We start from the raw sequence: 15,598 nt of genomic DNA, 5'->3' as shown, positions 1-15,598 counted from the left end.
TAACAATAGTTTAACAGAGCTAGATTTAGAAAATACAAACACGCTTCAGTTTTAAACCTCAAAGCCCACTTACATAGAGAATTAGATATACTGCCTTACGATATTTTGTACCGTTAAATCTAAATTCTGAACTGCATTTTTCAAGGATTCTGACAAACTTTGATCCAGTGGATTAATACTACAGATGTGATGAAACCCTTGTTCGTACAATGGTTCCACCCCTTCACCAACTCTACCAGCGAATGCAAACACAGGCTTGTTGTGCCGATATGCGACTTGAGCAACGGCAAATGGGGTTTTACCAAATTGAGTCTGAGTATCAATTTTCCCTTCACCCGTAAATACATAATCAGCTTGCGCAATTTTTTCAGCCAATTGAGTTTCCTCAATGATTAATTCAGCACCCGATCGAATATCTGCGCCTGTAAATGCCATCAAACCAAATCCCAAACCACCTGCTGCACCAGCACCAGATCGATGACGTAAATCGACTAAAAGCTGCTGCTCTACCACCCCTGCAAAGTGCGATAAGTTAAGGTCTAATACTTGCACCATTTCAGGTGTAGCCCCTTTTTGCGGACCAAAAATATACGATGCGCCAAGTGGACCACATAATGGATTGTTTACATCTGAAGCGATAACAATTTCTGTTTTAGTCAATCTTGGGTCGAGTTGTGACACATCAATGGAATCGATTTGGTTTAAGTTTCTACCTGTTGGCTCAAATGCTTCATGATATTGATTAATAAATTTCACGCCCAAAGCATGCGCCATACCAGCACCACCATCATTGGTCACACTCCCACCTAATCCGATGATAATCTTTTTCACACCGAATTCGAGAGCTGCGGCAATCAGTTGCCCTGTTCCTACAGTATTAGTGAACAAAGGGTTTCTTAAATGAGGTGGTATGAGATGAATGCCATTGGCTTTCGCCATTTCAATGACTGCTGTTTGTCCCTGATCAATTAATCCAAAATGAGTCATGACACGCTGATCAGCGAATGGACCTTGTACTTCGCACGCGATTTTTAATCCTGATTTTGCCATGACCAATGCATCAATGGTTCCTTCACCACCATCTGCCATTGGATTCAAAATACATTGTGCATCGGGTAAGACTTTATGGATTGCATTTTTCATAATCATGCATACCTGCTCAGCAGGCATGCTTTCTTTGAAAGAGTCGGGAGCCAAAATAAAAGTTTCTATCCTTTGCTGCATACTTTATTGCTATTCTCATATTTAAATTAATTCAGATACTTATTTATTACATTGAGATTTTCAATTTTTCAAATAGAACCCTTATATATATTGTAATAAACTTACAACTCCCCAAAAAAAATAACGGTATAACAATGCAAAAATATCAAATATTTAAAAAAACTTTAGTGCTGTGTACATTCATTTTTGTATGTAATCAAGCTACAAGCTCGTCTGCAACCAATTCACACAGTAGTGAAAATATTCAATTATCAGCACTTTCAGCCAAATGGAAATGTACTGAAGAAATGGATTACATGGGTTATGCTGCGAAAAGCGAAATAGTGTCTGAGTTCAAACCAAATGGTCAATATTTTGAAAAAAATCAAATGACCTTTATTAAAGATAACGAGAAAGCAATTGCTTATACCCAATCTGAAGCTCAATGGAGTTTACAAGAACATATACTCACAATTGATCAAAATAAATTACTGAAATTTGAAATAGACAATGCTCAAGTTGAAGAGCAATTAAACCTTAAATCAGCTTTAGCTGATCCTGATGCTGTGAAATTACTAATTAAAAAACTCGATAACAAAGAAATGATTGCGAATTTCATTCTATTTGATACAGAAATAGAAAATCTCTCAAGAGTATGTGTAAGACAATAAATTTAATGTCATAAAAAAATGCTGACCTAAGTCAGCATTTTCTGTTATTTAAACGTTAAGCTTCAATCCATTTACCATCTTGGTAAATCAAAGACCATTTCGTTTGTTTACCTTCAGGCGTTTCAGAACCAATATATTGCGCTTGGTTTTTACGACTAAACTTCACTAAAGTTGGGTTTCCATCAGGGTCAGTATCTGGCGCTTGCAGAATAAACTGATACTTTGGATCTAGCTGTTCAGCAACCGTACGCAATTCCGCGACCTTAGGAGCACGAGTTTCACGTACTTTAGGAAATTTACTTGCTGCTAAGAATAAGCCTGCTGCTCCATCACGTAATACGAAAAAGTCGTCATGTTTCGTTGAGCGCAAATGTTCCATTTTAATCGGGTCGACACGAGGAGGCGCTGGTTGACCATTCTTCAATACTTTACGTGTATTTTCACAGCTTGTGCAGGCAAAATAAGGACCAAAACGCCCTGTCTTTAACTGCATCTCACCATCACATTTGTCACATGGAATTGTTGGACCATCGTACCCTTTAATTTTGAACTCACCTTCTTCAAGCTCAAAACCTTCACAGTCTGGATTGTTCCCACAGATATGAAGTTTACGACCACCATCAATAACGTAGCTATCCATTGCTGTTTCGCAAATTGGGCAACGTTTTTTCGACATTAAATCTGCGGTTTCTGCAGAGTCATCATCAGATAGTGCAGCCAAGGACTCTACTGGCGTTAAGTTGAGTGTACCTTTACAACGTTCTTTCGGTGGTAAGTTATAGCCAGAACAACCTAAGAATACACCTGTGGTACCGGTACGAATCTGCATCGGACGATCACATTCTTTACAATGCACAGCATCAACTTCAACAGGCTGATTACGGCGCATGCCATTTTCACCCTGTGCAATAGTCAGACGTTTCTTAAAATCACCATAGAAACTATCTAACAACTCTTTCCAATTACGCTCACCATCTGCAACTTTATCCAGTTGACCTTCTAGATCTGCAGTAAATGCGTAGTTCATTAAGTTGTTAAAACTTTCATCCAAACGATCTGTTACGATTTCACCCATCTTCTCTGCATAGAGACGACGGTTATCCAATTTCACGTAACCACGATCTTGAATCGTTGAAATAATCGCTGCATAAGTCGAAGGACGACCAATACCTTTTTTCTCAAGCTCTTTCACCAAAGATGCTTCTGTGAAACGTGCAGGTGGTTTAGTGAAATGTTGCGAAGGATCTAACTTTTGAAGTTGTAGAACTTCACCAACTTTCACAGCAGGCAGTAAAACATCATCATCCGACTTGTTCTGGCCACGTACTTTCGTAAAGCCATCAAATACCAAAGTACGACCTTTAGCTTTAAGCTCTACACCGTTTGCATCGACCAAGATTGTCGAAGACAAATATTCAGCAGGTGTCATTTGACATGCAACAAACTGACGCCAAATCAGATCATATAGACGCTGAGCATCGCGATCTACGCCCGCAAGCTGATCACCCTTCAACGCGACGTTTGATGGACGAATCGCTTCATGGGCTTCTTGCGCACCTGCTTTATTTCCAAAACGATTTGGCTTTGCAGGGAGATATTTTTCACCATACTCAGTTTCGATATGTCCACGTACCATATTGACCGCATCATCACTCAAGAATGTAGAGTCGGTACGCATATAGGTGATATAACCTGCCTCATACAAGCGCTGTGCCATTGTCATTGTTTTCTTTACAGAGAAACCAAGTCGAGTACTTGCTGCTTGTTGTAAGGTCGATGTGATATAGGGTGCGCTCGGATTAACTTTGGTCGGTTTATCTTCACGGGCAGCAACTTTAAATTCAGCTTCTTTTAAAACATCCAATAAAGCATCTGTTTGTGCTTTGTTTTGAAGTTTTAATGTCTTACCTGACTGTTTGACTGCTTCTAAACGAATATCATCTTTTTTAGATTTGGTATCTGCAAAAACTTGCCAATATTCTTCAGGAATAAAAGCACGAATTTCTCGCTCACGCTCAACCACAAGTTTCGCAGCAACTGACTGTACACGACCCGCAGATAAACCACGTGCGATCTTCTCCCACAATAGTGGTGAAATCATAAAGCCAACAATACGATCAAGGAAACGGCGTGCTTGTTGTGCATTGACTTTATCAATATCTAAACGAGCAGGCTGTTTAAATGCTTCTTGAATGGCATTTTTAGTAATTTCGTTGAAAACCACACGTCTATAACGAGAGTCATCACCACCAATAACTTCTTTTAAATGCCAAGCAATCGCTTCTCCTTCGCGGTCCAAATCGGTTGCGAGATAGACCTCGTCAACCTGCGAAGCAAGCTTTTTCAGTTCTGAAACAACATTTTCTTTACCAGGAAGCACTTCATAGTGTGCTTTCCAACCGTGCTCAGGGTCTACCCCCATACGATTGATCAGTGCTAGTTGAGCTTTTTCAGCTTTCTCTTCAGCAGTCTGTTTGGTACGTGTTACTGGTTTCTTTTCCGTACTTTTTGAAGCACCTGTTGGTAAGTCACGGACATGACCCACAGATGATTTCACAATGTAGTTTGAACCTAAGTATTTATTAATGGTCTTCGCTTTAGCAGGCGACTCGACGATCACTAAAGCACGTTTTTTTCCAGCTTTTGACGATTGAGCTGTAGCGCTTTTGGATGTGGACTTAGGAGCATTCGCCATAGTGAACCGTTATTCCTATAAGATTAAAAAAATTAAATTTCAGCCAATTTATGTAAAAGTGCTTTCATTTCATCAAGTTGTGTAGCGTGAAGATCTTCTTCTTCCTTCCAGTACAAACCGACGCAATTAGACTGCATATCAATAGCATAAATCCCTTTTAATGCAATGGGGAAATCATTAAATTTCTCATTTCCGTGAACAACATTGAGTTTTTCATTTTCAACCAAAGCGCGCATTAAAGGTAGGCGACCATCAGGAATGATAACGCTGTAATACGCCACCATACTGGCACGATTTTCTGATGCCATTGGAATATTGGTCCATGAAGGTGCAGCAATCAAACGCGGGTGTAATCCCATTTTTCGCGCTTTCTCACGCATAATCCCCAAAGCTTTTTCTCTTGGATTTACACGTAATCCGAAGATCGAGCCCAGCACAAACACAACGATAAGAATCGTTATCCAAAGTCCAGCATTTTCCATAGTTCACCTTTTGCTTCTTATATTAGAGTTGCATAAGCCGAATATAAAAGGCAAGTTGAAAATTAAAAATACGATTTATAGCGGCATGAAACCAGTATTGAGACCTGAACCAAATAAGGCACGATGTGGTATAACCCACCTAAGCACAGTGCAACTGAAATAAAAAAAAAGCGATAAAATCATCGCTTTTTTCCTAGGCATATTTTAGTTCAAAAACATCTCATGGCTATAAAGTACTTCATGACCATTCCAATAAATATATCCTTTATCAATCATTTCCTTAAGCAATAAACGCACATCCGATTTTGGAAATAGTTGTTCCAATAAATCACGCAGTTCATAAATATCTTTAGGCTTTCCAGATTTTAAAGCATTCAATTTTTGGATGACTTCCAGCTGGACTGGATCTATTTTTTCAAAATTTTTAAATAAATCACTCTGAATGTGCTGAATGTCTTGCGATTCTTCAATTTCAGCTAAAATGTCTTTTGCTTCGATATGTAGCTTCGCCAATAACGCATCTACCTGACCAAGCTTGTGGTCTGCTACTAGATCTTCATCAACATTCATATCCAATTGAGCCCACTGCTTTAATACCTTTTTACGAAAGGAAATTTGCTCACCTTCTTTTTTAATCACCTTTAAATTAATGAGCATGCCAATCAATTTAGCGCTGTGCTCGTCATTTATTCGCAACGTATTCTCGATCGAGTTTTTAAGCTTAGCTAAGGTGTTTGGTTTCCCTTCCATACGAACCACAACATCACAATATTGCTTTACTCTAAATAAATCATGATTTTGACGAATAGTTTCAACTGAAGGCACATTGTATTTGAGTTTTGACACAGGTTGCTCTGGTTGTACCTGTATCAAATTACATTGAATGCCAGAAGCTCGCATCATGTCAGCCAACATCGTGCTACAGTCTCGTGCAGAAATCACATCAATCTCTGCGCCATGCTCAACCAATGCCAAGATTTGCCCCACAATCACAGCGTACTCAAATTCTTTTTCTTTTGCCTCAAGCATTTCTAAAATGACAATTTGACCACTACTAATCCAACTCGAAAATTCAGTCAAATCAGTGAGACTGTAATGAAAACTCCCTTTCGAATTAAATAGATAGGTCGTGGTGTAATGTTGCACAATCTCCCGAAATAACGTCGAAGTCGGCATGTTATTTTCAAGATCTATTAGGACAACTTTAGCGCTCATAGGATAAGATTCAGAATTCGGCAAGTGAAAAGACTATTACAACGACCTTCATATCAAAGGTCAAACTATTTACGCATACTTCTTAATAAATAATCAGTATTTATGTCACGTCTTAATAATGTGGCGGTTTATCCAAAATTGGATCAAATGGAGCAACACCATCGTCAGCATGAGTAGCTTCAACACGTTGATACAAAATTTGCATTTGTTTCTTTAAATCGCTGATTTCACGGCTTTGTAATGCAATTTGAATATTTAACTGATCAACTAATTCATCTAAAAATGCAATTCGGACTTGCAAATCTTCTATGGGTGCGGAAAATGACGCCTGCTCATTTAGATTTTTTTGATTCGACATTATAAGTCCTCATCAGGGGATTTCAGGAAACATTATGGCCTATATTACCTTAAGGGACGTCCAACTCGCATTTGGTGGACCGTACTTACTCGACGGCGCGAATTTTAGTTTAGAACGCGGCGAACGAGTGTGTTTGATTGGCCGTAATGGTGAGGGTAAGTCTACTTTACTTAAACTCATTGATGGAAGTTTATTGCCTGATGCTGGTGAAGTTTCCCTGCAAAATGGTATTACCATTTCTATGCTGGCTCAAGACGTGCCAATGGACTCGGGACGTGTTGCAGATATTGTGGCAGATGGCGCAGGAGAAGCAGCTTCTGTTCTTAGAGCTTATCACGAAGCAAGCGAAGCTTGCGTACTTGGTGATATGGAAGCTTGCGATCGCATGGGTAACTTGCAACATAAAATGGATCAATTAGATGGTTGGGCACTTGAAACTAAAGTGAATTCAATCCTCAGTAAAATGGGACTTGATCCTGATGCTGATTTAGCTGATCTTTCAGGTGGTCGTAAACGTCGTGTGCTTCTTGCACGCGCACTACTCACCCAACCTGATGTTTTGTTACTCGACGAACCAACGAACCATTTAGATGTTGAAAGTATCGAGTGGTTAGAAAAATTCTTACTCGATCAAAATAATTTAACATTACTCTTCATTTCACATGACCGTTCATTTGTAGACAGTATTGCTACACGTATTGTGGAACTGGATCGAGGCATCTTACGCAGTTATGAAGGGAACTATTCACGTTACCTCGAACTCAAAGCTGCACAGATGGAAGCAGAAGAAAAACAAAATGCGCTGTTCGACAAAAAGTTAGCAGAAGAAGAAGTTTGGATTCGTCAAGGTATTAAAGCACGTCGTACCCGTAACGAAGGTCGTGTACGTGCATTAAAAGCATTACGTGAAGAATCTAAAGCCCGCCGTTCGCAGCAAGGCAAAGTGAGCATGGCTACCCAAGATGCTCAACGTTCAGGCAAAGTGGTCTTCGAAATTGAAAACCTCAGTGTGCAATTTGGCGATAATGCTCCAATTATCAAAGATTTCAATGCACTGGTTCTCCGTGGAGATCGTATTGGTCTAGTTGGTGACAACGGGGTCGGTAAAACCACGCTGATCAAAGCAATTTTAGGTCAACAAGAACATACGGGCACGGTCAAAACAGGTACTCAACTCGAAGTGGCTTATTTCGACCAGCTCCGTAATGTACTCGATCTTGAAAAATCAGTAAAAGATAATGTGGCTGAAGGGTCAGACTTTGTCGATATCAATGGCGGGCGTCGACATATCTATAGCTATTTACAAGATTTCTTGTTCTCACCTGAGCGTTCTCGTACGCCTGTAAAAGCCCTTTCTGGTGGTGAACGTAACCGTATTTTATTGGCGAAATTACTACTTAAACCATCGAACCTCATCGTGATGGATGAGCCAACCAATGACTTGGATATGGTCACGCTTGAACTACTTGAGGAGATGCTCAGCGACTACAAAGGAACATTGCTTCTTATTTCGCATGACCGTGCCTTCATGGACAATGTTGTGACTTCAACTTGGGTATTTGATGGCAAAGGCAATATCGATGAATATGTCGGTGGTTATCAAGACTACCTCATGCAACGTCCTGATCAAACTGTAGTCGATCAGAAATCTGCGGTGAAGAAAGCAGCTGCAAAAGCTGAAGCGGCGGCAACCCCTGCACCAGCGGTTAAAAAAGTAAAACTAAGCTATAAAGATCAACGTGCTTTAGAACAACTTCCTGCTGAAATGGAAGCTTTGGAAAAGGAACAAGCCGAGATTAATGCGCTTTTAGCAGATGGTTCTTTATTTGTGACAGATAGTGACAAAGCAACTCAACTTTCGATTCGCCTTACTGAAATTGATGAGTTACTTTTAGAGAAATTAGAGCGCTGGGAAGCGCTTGAAAGTCTTGCGAATGGTGGCTGATTACCCTGATGAATAAAAAAACTCCGCGCTTGCGGAGTTTTTTATTTTGCCAAGTTTGATCACGCTAAACCAATTACTGCAACCAATGCTGCTAGCACACCTACAATCTTTTTACCTTGTGGAACAAATTTCACCATCAATGCCCCTAAACCCAGTCCAAGAGCATAAATCATTGCCATGGCAGTAATCATGCCTAAAATCTGAACGCCAACATTTCCATTCATCGCTAATTCAGCTCCGTGTGCTGAACCATGAAAAACTGATAGAAACACTGCTGCAACTGGAAAAATTCTGTTCGATTTGGTCCATAAACTTACAGCTAAGATGAACAATGAACCTACAATTCCAATTTCTGCAACGCCATTCGGAATAATTCCATGCGCACCTAAACTGAATCCAGCAACGAGCGCTGTAAGCAAGCCCCATGCCCCAATCATCTTCCAAATTTTAGACATGCTCCACATTAAAACGCCGAAACTGAGTGCCATCATCAAATGATCCAATCCTGTAAACGGATGAATAAAGCCCGTCCAAAAATTAGCGTCATGGTGCAGATGGCCTGGATGTGCCATTACAAGGCTCGATACACCTGCCAGAATGAATAGACCGAATTTATTGCATTGTTTCATCCTTTAAGCCCTCTTGTTCTAAGCTTTGAATAACCCTTGTTTTTCAATAAAACTGATAATCTCGTTTAAACCATCTTCAGTTTTCATGTTTGAAAACAAGAACGGTTTATCTCCTCGCATACGCTTGGCATCTTGGTCCATCACCTGCAAATTCGCTCCAACCATTGGCGCCAAATCTGTTTTATTGATAATCAGTAAGTCCGACTTGGTAATGCCTGGACCGCCTTTACGTGGAATTTTTTCACCACCTGCAACATCAATCACATATAGCGTCAGATCAGACAGTTCAGGGCTAAACGTTGCTGCCAAATTATCACCACCACTTTCAATGATAATTAACTCTAGACCATCAAACTTTTCACATAAGTCATCAATCGCTGCCAAATTGATTGAGGCATCTTCACGAATAGCCGTATGAGGGCAACCGCCAGTTTCCACCCCCACAATACGATCGGGTGACATGGCTTCATGACGAGTTAAGAAGTTGGAATCTTCTTTGGTGTAAATATCATTGGTCACCACCGCCATATTGTATTTATTACGCAATGCACGGCATAAATTTAAAGTCAGTGCTGTTTTACCAGAGCCGACTGGTCCACCAATTCCGACACGTAAAGGAGAACGTTCTGACATGATTGATTCCTTATGATAATTTTTAAGATCTAAATAAACGCGAATATTGTGTTTCATGGGACATGCTGAGCATGGCATATTGAGGTAAGGCACTGCTGAGTTGATGATCTTCTATACACATTGCATGCGTTATGGCATCTGGGACTAAACCATGTAAATGCCACAAAATTCGTTGACCACTCATCTGACCGAGCGGCACAGTTTTGACTGCGCCAAGTACTTGGTTTTCTAAAACAGTAAATGTATACGCCGTTAAAACATCTTCGATATTCAGATCCAATCGCCCACATAACTGAGCATATACAGGTACAAATCCAAGTTGTTTTTTGACCGTAACGGGCATTTTCAATACATCTTTAATCCATGCGTTCAAGGAAAATGCCAACTGCTGCGATTCAGCCAATAACTCACGACTTTCACGACTGGCTCGATACAACTGCGCCCAATGATTAAACTGCTGTTCATCATCATGGGCCTGCATCAAACGCTTCAATACAGGTAGCTCAAAACGAACCAAAAGCATTTCCAGAACTTCTTCGAAGTACGCAATACTGGATTGCTCATCATGGATCAAACCTTGATCGATCGCACTTTCAACACCTTGCGAATAGCAATAAGCGCCTACAGGCAAAGCTGTAGAGGACAAAGTTAACAGTTTGAGTAAGTGAGCTGCATTAGTGATGCGCATGAGCATGAATCGCTTTGATTGGGCTTAGACGATGATCATGTGCATGCTGAGCATAAGCACCACTTTCTGGCTCAAATGGATGATCCACTTCCGTGACCATTAAACCCAATCCTTCGACCATTTCGGCTAAGACATGATCAGGTTCAAAATATAGTGCACTAGGCGTGAGCATAAGAGGGACATGACGATTCCCTAAATGATAGGCTGCTTTCAAAAGCTCAAATTCAGAAGAAGCTTGAACACACATCAGGCGTTCGGGCAATGCGTCCACCCGCAGTAAGTCACCTGATTCAGTTGCAATAAATGATCCGCCGCGAAGAATACCTGTGCGCGGTAAATCTGCACCAATATCGCACCCTGAAACTAAAGTTGCACGAAAACGGCTCTTTTGTCGTGTATCAAAGTTGAGTTGCACAGTTTCGAAAGCTTGATCTTCTGTCACTGCTTCTATTCTTTGAGTATAGATTTTCATGCCTTTCCTATTGTCGCTTGAATACTTTGCTTTAATTTCAACTCGCGAAATGTCTTGTTCAACATCAATCCATTTACGCATCAAAATCAAGCATTATTCATGCCAACATGAAATCTATTGGTGCATCCCCTTCTTCTTATTAAAGAATATTCAATGATCTATAAAAATGTTTAAGCCCAAATCACTAAGATTGCTGCAATCACAACTAAGGCTAATCCCCAATGTTCGGCTTTCGCTAACTTTTCTTTAAAGAAATAAGCTGAGATCAATAAGCTAAACAAAATCTCAATCTGACCGAGCGTTTTGACCACTGGGACACTCATCATACTCATGGCAGTAAACCATCCGAGAGATGCCATAAAACTACATACACTGACTTTAAAGGTCAGTCCTAGACGTTGCCACATCGCCAGCAACGTTTGATGACTGAATAAACTGAGATACAAAAGCATACTCAAACATTGTAAGCCAATCACCGACAGTAATACCCATGCAGCGCGATGAATTGTTGGCAACATTGTTAGTTCAAGACTGGCCTCTCTGACCAATAGTGAAGTGATAGCAAAACACAAACCACTCCCGATGCCAATCATCAGTGTTTTGGGTGAAAATCCAGTAAAACCATGTCCCCGACTCAACAGAAACACAGCAAAACCACCCAGTAACACCCCAAACCATGCCAACCATGACAAATGATCAGAGAGAAAAGCAACGCCAATGATTGCAGCTAAGATCGCTTCACTTTTGGCCAGTCCCACGCCAATGGCATAGTTTTTTTGTTTAAATAACTGCACCATCAATGCAGTGGCTAAAATTTGGCTAATGCCTGCGATAAAAATATAAACCCAATATTTTGTCGTAAATTGAACAGTCGCTGTTACAGGTGAGAAGTGATAAAGGCTACTCAAATAAATCAATGCAAAAGGCAAGGCGAAGATAAAGCGTGCAAGGGTGACGCCCCATACATCGACAGTGGTACTCAATTGTTTTTGAAAGGCATTGCGCCAAGCCTGCATAAAAGCAGCCATGAGGGTAAAGAGAATCCAACTGAACGCCATAAAAATATCACTTTAATGAGTAGGACTGACGGGTGTTATTCTATGCCTCATCCAGTGTAATGACTAATCAAAAAAGGATTGTATGTAGATAGCATAAAGTTTGATTTTATTCGTTAGATAAAAAGATGATATTTTTTGAGCTAACATTCCTCGTGTAACTGTCACCTAAATCAGTTGAAGTAACATGGTATCTAAATTGCATAACATTGAGATCACTGATAAATTTTTCACATGAATATTTTTATATGTTAAAAGTATGTAATTAGACCCTAAGTCTAATTGCAAGATGCTGCCCCTTAATGCAGTATTTACTTATAAAAAAATGATTTATCAGTGACGATATTTCACCCTATACCCGATAGCCGGAAGCCATCTCAGGTAAGGACCTACAATGACCAGCTTACAATATTATCAAACTATTTTTGATAAAGCGGGCGATGCAATTTTTGTACATGATATTGGCAGTGTCCAATTTATGGATGCCAATGAAGCCGCTGTAGAACTTACTGGATATAGTAAATCTGAATTGACACAAATGAACGTTGAAAAGATCAGTGCTTTTCAACATGGTTTTGATTTGCATCATGCACTCCGAAAAGTTCAACAGGCCGCCACTACAAAAGACGAAGCAATCACATTTGAATGGTTAATAGAGTCTCAAGACCAACGTCATATCCCAGTTGAAGTATGTCTTAAAAAAGTTGAGATTGAAAATAAACCAAAGCTTCTCGCTCTAGTACGTAACATCAGCGAAATCAAAAAGTATCAATATGCTCTACAGTCTAAAGATCAATATTTCAAAATGCTGCTTGAGCATTCTGGAGATGGAATTGCTATTCTCGACTTACAAGGCAAACTACTTTATGCCAGCCCATCATTACAAGGTATTCTTGGTTATCGGGATCGCTTTGTACTCAATAAGAATGTGTTAACTGCAATTCATCCTGATGATCGTATTAAAGTCAGACAGCTTCTATTTAAGAAAACAGAACAACGTGCAGTTGGTGTGATTCATTACAAAATCTTGCACCACAATGGAAAATGGCGACACCACGAGGCAACCTATCGTAATTTATTAGATCACCCTGATATTCAGGGAATTTTGGTGAATTATCGTGATATCACTGAGCGTATTAAGGCTGAAGAAAAAGCACGTGCTCGTGAAAAGCAACTTGGTCATATGTCACGTTGCAAAACGATGGGCGAACTGGCTACAGCGCTCGCCCACGAATTAAATCAACCACTGGCTGCACTCAACAATTACGTTGGAGGTAGTATTATTCGCATTCAAAACGGTTTAGCCAACACACAAGAGACTCTTGATGCCCTCAATGCTGCTTTAAATCAAACACATCGCGTCAATGGCATTATTCACAGCATGAGAAGCTTTTTACGTAAAGGCGAAGCGAATTTCCAGATTCATTCTGTGAGTCATCTTATTCAAGAGTTACATCCTTTGATTAAGCTTAAAGCAGATCAAGGTGGATGTACCATCCATTATGAATTAAGTGTTTCGCCTATTTTTATATCAGCAGATGAAACGCTCTTTAGCCAAGTCATTATCAATCTCGTCTTCAATGCGGTCGATGCTCTACAAACTAACCCTGAGGGTGAAAGGGACATTTATATCCGCACTTGGCAACATAACCAACATGCTCGAATTGCAATTGCAGATAATGGGCCTGGACTCGAAGGGCAAAATCCAGAACAAATTTTTGAATCTTTCTATTCAAGTAAAAACAACAGCATGGGTATTGGCTTAACTCTGTCTCGAAGCATCATTGAAAACCATCATGGTTATTTATGGGTCTGTGAAGGTGAGTACGGCGCTATTTTTAATATCTCTCTGGCAGCACAGGAGCGTACAAAATGTATTTAACCAATTCTCATGTTCCCGAGCCCATTGTGTATGTGATAGATGATGATCAAGACATTTGTAATTCACTCACATGGTTGCTCGATTCCGTGCAACTCGAAACCAAAACATTCAATAGTGCTACTGAATTCCTGAATTATCAGCGCCCGCAAACGCCTGCATGTTTGATTCTTGACATTCGTATGCGAGGAATGAGTGGCTTGCAATTACAACAACAATTGAACCAACAAAAAACCCGTATGCCGATCATTTTCATGACTGGCCACGGCGACATTCCAATGTCGGTCAACGCGATGAAAGCTGGAGCCTTTGATTTTTTAGAAAAACCTTTTAATCCACAACATATGCTTAATCAAATCCAAGCCTGTCTACAACTTGCTGAACAAGATTTTATCGAACAAGAAAAACGTCAAGAACAGATGATTAAATTGAAATCTTTATCACCAAGAGAAAGTGAGATTATCAATTTATTGGTCGATGGACTTTCGAGTAAACATATTGCACAAATGTTGAATATCAGCCATAAAACAGTAGAAATTCACCGCACTCATATTCGTCAGAAGTTAGGAACTGAATCTATCGCACAGATCGTCAATATGGTCTTGATGTGTCGTGATCGCTCAGTACCGGCGATGGGTTAACCATCGCCTGAGCGGGAGAAAGATGATATGTTCGATTAAAAAAAACGATCAAAATGAATTTGTTGTTGTGGAATACCAGCTTGGTGAGCCATTTGTTCAATTGATTTCACCATCGGTGGTGGACCTGCACAATAGATTTCATGCTCAATCAATTGTTCACCTAATACATCTTGAATGACATCATGAATAAAGCCTGAACGGATACCTTCAATGAATTCAGAGGAGGTTGCAGGTACATAATTGAGGCGTTCCCCTAATTCTGTCCAGTCACGTAATTGATTTTCAGTGAACAAATCACGCTGTTCACGTCCACCATGGAAAAACCAGACTTTGTGATTTTTCAAATGTGGATTGACTGCAACACCACGTGCAATCGCTAACATGGGGGCAAGACCTGAACCGCCTGCCACACAGACAATCGGACGAGGTTGTTCTTGTAAATGTGCTAAACCGTATGGACCATCAATTTGTATTTCTGCTTGTTCACGCAACTGTTCATCAAACAGTACATTGGTCATCTTACCATCAGGAACACGGCGGATTTGGAAGACCCATAAACCGTTGTCATTCGGCAGATTGGACATCGAATAGGCACGAAGTAACTCTTGATTCACCCAAACTAAGGCATATTGTCCTGGGATAAATTGTGCAGGTTCATCGGATTGCAAATGCACTTCCAAAATATCATGAGTCACCAATTGCACATGTTTAAGCTTCACTTTTTGTAATTTTGGAATCACTTTGGGTACGCATTTTTCATCTAAACGAAGCTTAATCACGCAATCCGATTTAGGACGACATTGACACGCCAGTAACCGACCTTTACGTTTATCACGATCGCTTAATCCAGGTGCATCTGCCCATAAATTTTCCACTTCACCTGACAGGACTTCGATTTTACACGTCCCGCAACCACCCGTATTACATTCGTAAGGAATGCCTAACCCTTCACGTAAGCCACCGCGGAGCAATACATCATCCGCTGCGCAGTTGAATGTGCCTTGACCTTCAATTTGAATTTTATACATCGGC

The 15,598-nt window shown here is 40.3% G+C and carries 15 protein-coding genes; 4 read left to right on the top strand and 11 right to left on the bottom strand.

What is annotated here, in order from left to right; genetic code table 11:
* Window positions 1-81: 81 nt before the first annotated feature.
* Window positions 82-1,224: a glycerate kinase family protein gene (locus AC1M9J_RS08025; RefSeq protein ID WP_481596232.1), complete on the bottom strand. Its 1,143-nt coding sequence runs from the start codon at window positions 1,222-1,224 to the stop codon at window positions 82-84.
* A gap of 134 nt (window positions 1,225-1,358) precedes the next feature.
* Between AC1M9J_RS08025 and AC1M9J_RS08020 the strand changes: the two genes are divergently transcribed.
* Entirely contained in the window at window positions 1,359-1,874 is a 516-nt protein-coding gene (locus AC1M9J_RS08020) for a hypothetical protein (protein ID WP_481588666.1), read from the top strand.
* 55 nt (window positions 1,875-1,929) lie between these two features.
* Here AC1M9J_RS08020 and topA read toward each other — a convergent pair whose 3' ends face one another.
* From topA to AC1M9J_RS08000, 4 genes are all read right to left on the bottom strand, one after another.
* Entirely contained in the window at window positions 1,930-4,569 is a 2,640-nt protein-coding gene (topA, locus tag AC1M9J_RS08015; RefSeq protein ID WP_481952135.1) for a type I DNA topoisomerase, read from the bottom strand.
* A 32-nt stretch (window positions 4,570-4,601) separates the two neighbouring features.
* On the bottom strand, window positions 4,602-5,051 hold the full coding sequence (locus tag AC1M9J_RS08010) for a hypothetical protein (RefSeq protein ID WP_092766741.1): 450 nt from the start codon (window positions 5,049-5,051) through the stop codon (window positions 4,602-4,604).
* Between the two features lie 204 nt (window positions 5,052-5,255).
* Complete coding sequence (locus tag AC1M9J_RS08005) at window positions 5,256-6,266, bottom strand: hypothetical protein (protein WP_481952134.1); 1,011 nt, start codon at window positions 6,264-6,266, stop codon at window positions 5,256-5,258.
* Between the two features lie 112 nt (window positions 6,267-6,378).
* A complete protein-coding gene (locus AC1M9J_RS08000) occupies window positions 6,379-6,624 on the bottom strand; it encodes a SlyX family protein (protein WP_035266784.1) in 246 nt (81 codons plus the stop codon).
* A 34-nt stretch (window positions 6,625-6,658) separates the two neighbouring features.
* On the opposite strand from AC1M9J_RS08000, the gene AC1M9J_RS07995 reads away from it, so the two are divergent.
* Window positions 6,659-8,569 (top strand): ATP-binding cassette domain-containing protein, encoded by a 1,911-nt coding sequence (locus AC1M9J_RS07995; protein ID WP_481952133.1) that lies wholly within the window; start codon window positions 6,659-6,661, stop codon window positions 8,567-8,569.
* 59 nt (window positions 8,570-8,628) lie between these two features.
* On the opposite strand, the gene AC1M9J_RS07990 is transcribed toward AC1M9J_RS07995, so the two are convergent.
* The 5 genes from AC1M9J_RS07990 to AC1M9J_RS07970 form a co-directional block, all read right to left on the bottom strand.
* Window positions 8,629-9,198 carry a HupE/UreJ family protein gene (locus tag AC1M9J_RS07990; RefSeq protein ID WP_481952132.1) on the bottom strand — a complete coding sequence of 190 codons (570 nt, stop codon included), beginning with the start codon at window positions 9,196-9,198 and terminating at the stop codon, window positions 8,629-8,631.
* 18 nt (window positions 9,199-9,216) lie between these two features.
* A complete protein-coding gene (gene ureG, locus AC1M9J_RS07985; protein WP_035266791.1) occupies window positions 9,217-9,831 on the bottom strand; it encodes an urease accessory protein UreG in 615 nt (204 codons plus the stop codon).
* A gap of 22 nt (window positions 9,832-9,853) precedes the next feature.
* Window positions 9,854-10,519, bottom strand: coding sequence for an urease accessory protein UreF (locus tag AC1M9J_RS07980; protein WP_481590387.1), 666 nt, complete (start codon window positions 10,517-10,519; stop codon window positions 9,854-9,856).
* Window positions 10,506-10,991: an urease accessory protein UreE gene (ureE, locus tag AC1M9J_RS07975; protein ID WP_180028353.1), complete on the bottom strand. Its 486-nt coding sequence runs from the start codon at window positions 10,989-10,991 to the stop codon at window positions 10,506-10,508. The genes AC1M9J_RS07980 and ureE overlap by 14 nt, the downstream gene beginning before the upstream one ends.
* A gap of 170 nt (window positions 10,992-11,161) precedes the next feature.
* Window positions 11,162-12,049: a DMT family transporter gene (locus AC1M9J_RS07970; protein ID WP_092766734.1), complete on the bottom strand. Its 888-nt coding sequence runs from the start codon at window positions 12,047-12,049 to the stop codon at window positions 11,162-11,164.
* Window positions 12,050-12,440: 391 nt separating this feature from the next.
* Between AC1M9J_RS07970 and AC1M9J_RS07965 the strand changes: the two genes are divergently transcribed.
* Both AC1M9J_RS07965 and AC1M9J_RS07960 read left to right on the top strand, forming a co-directional pair.
* On the top strand, window positions 12,441-13,928 hold the full coding sequence (locus tag AC1M9J_RS07965) for a PAS domain S-box protein (protein ID WP_481952131.1): 1,488 nt from the start codon (window positions 12,441-12,443) through the stop codon (window positions 13,926-13,928).
* Window positions 13,919-14,566, top strand: coding sequence for a response regulator transcription factor (locus tag AC1M9J_RS07960; RefSeq protein ID WP_180028356.1), 648 nt, complete (start codon window positions 13,919-13,921; stop codon window positions 14,564-14,566). Before AC1M9J_RS07965 ends, AC1M9J_RS07960 begins: the two co-directional genes overlap by 10 nt.
* A 35-nt stretch (window positions 14,567-14,601) precedes the next feature.
* On the opposite strand, the gene AC1M9J_RS07955 is transcribed toward AC1M9J_RS07960, so the two are convergent.
* The gene (locus tag AC1M9J_RS07955; RefSeq protein WP_481952130.1) at window positions 14,602-15,594 is read right to left on the bottom strand and encodes a 2Fe-2S iron-sulfur cluster-binding protein; all 993 of its coding nucleotides are present in this window, start codon (window positions 15,592-15,594) and stop codon (window positions 14,602-14,604) included.
* Window positions 15,595-15,598 lie beyond the last annotated feature (4 nt).

Source organism: Acinetobacter sp. ANC_7588 (assembly GCF_056783995.1).
This window is presented reverse-complemented; position numbering and strand designations above follow the sequence as displayed.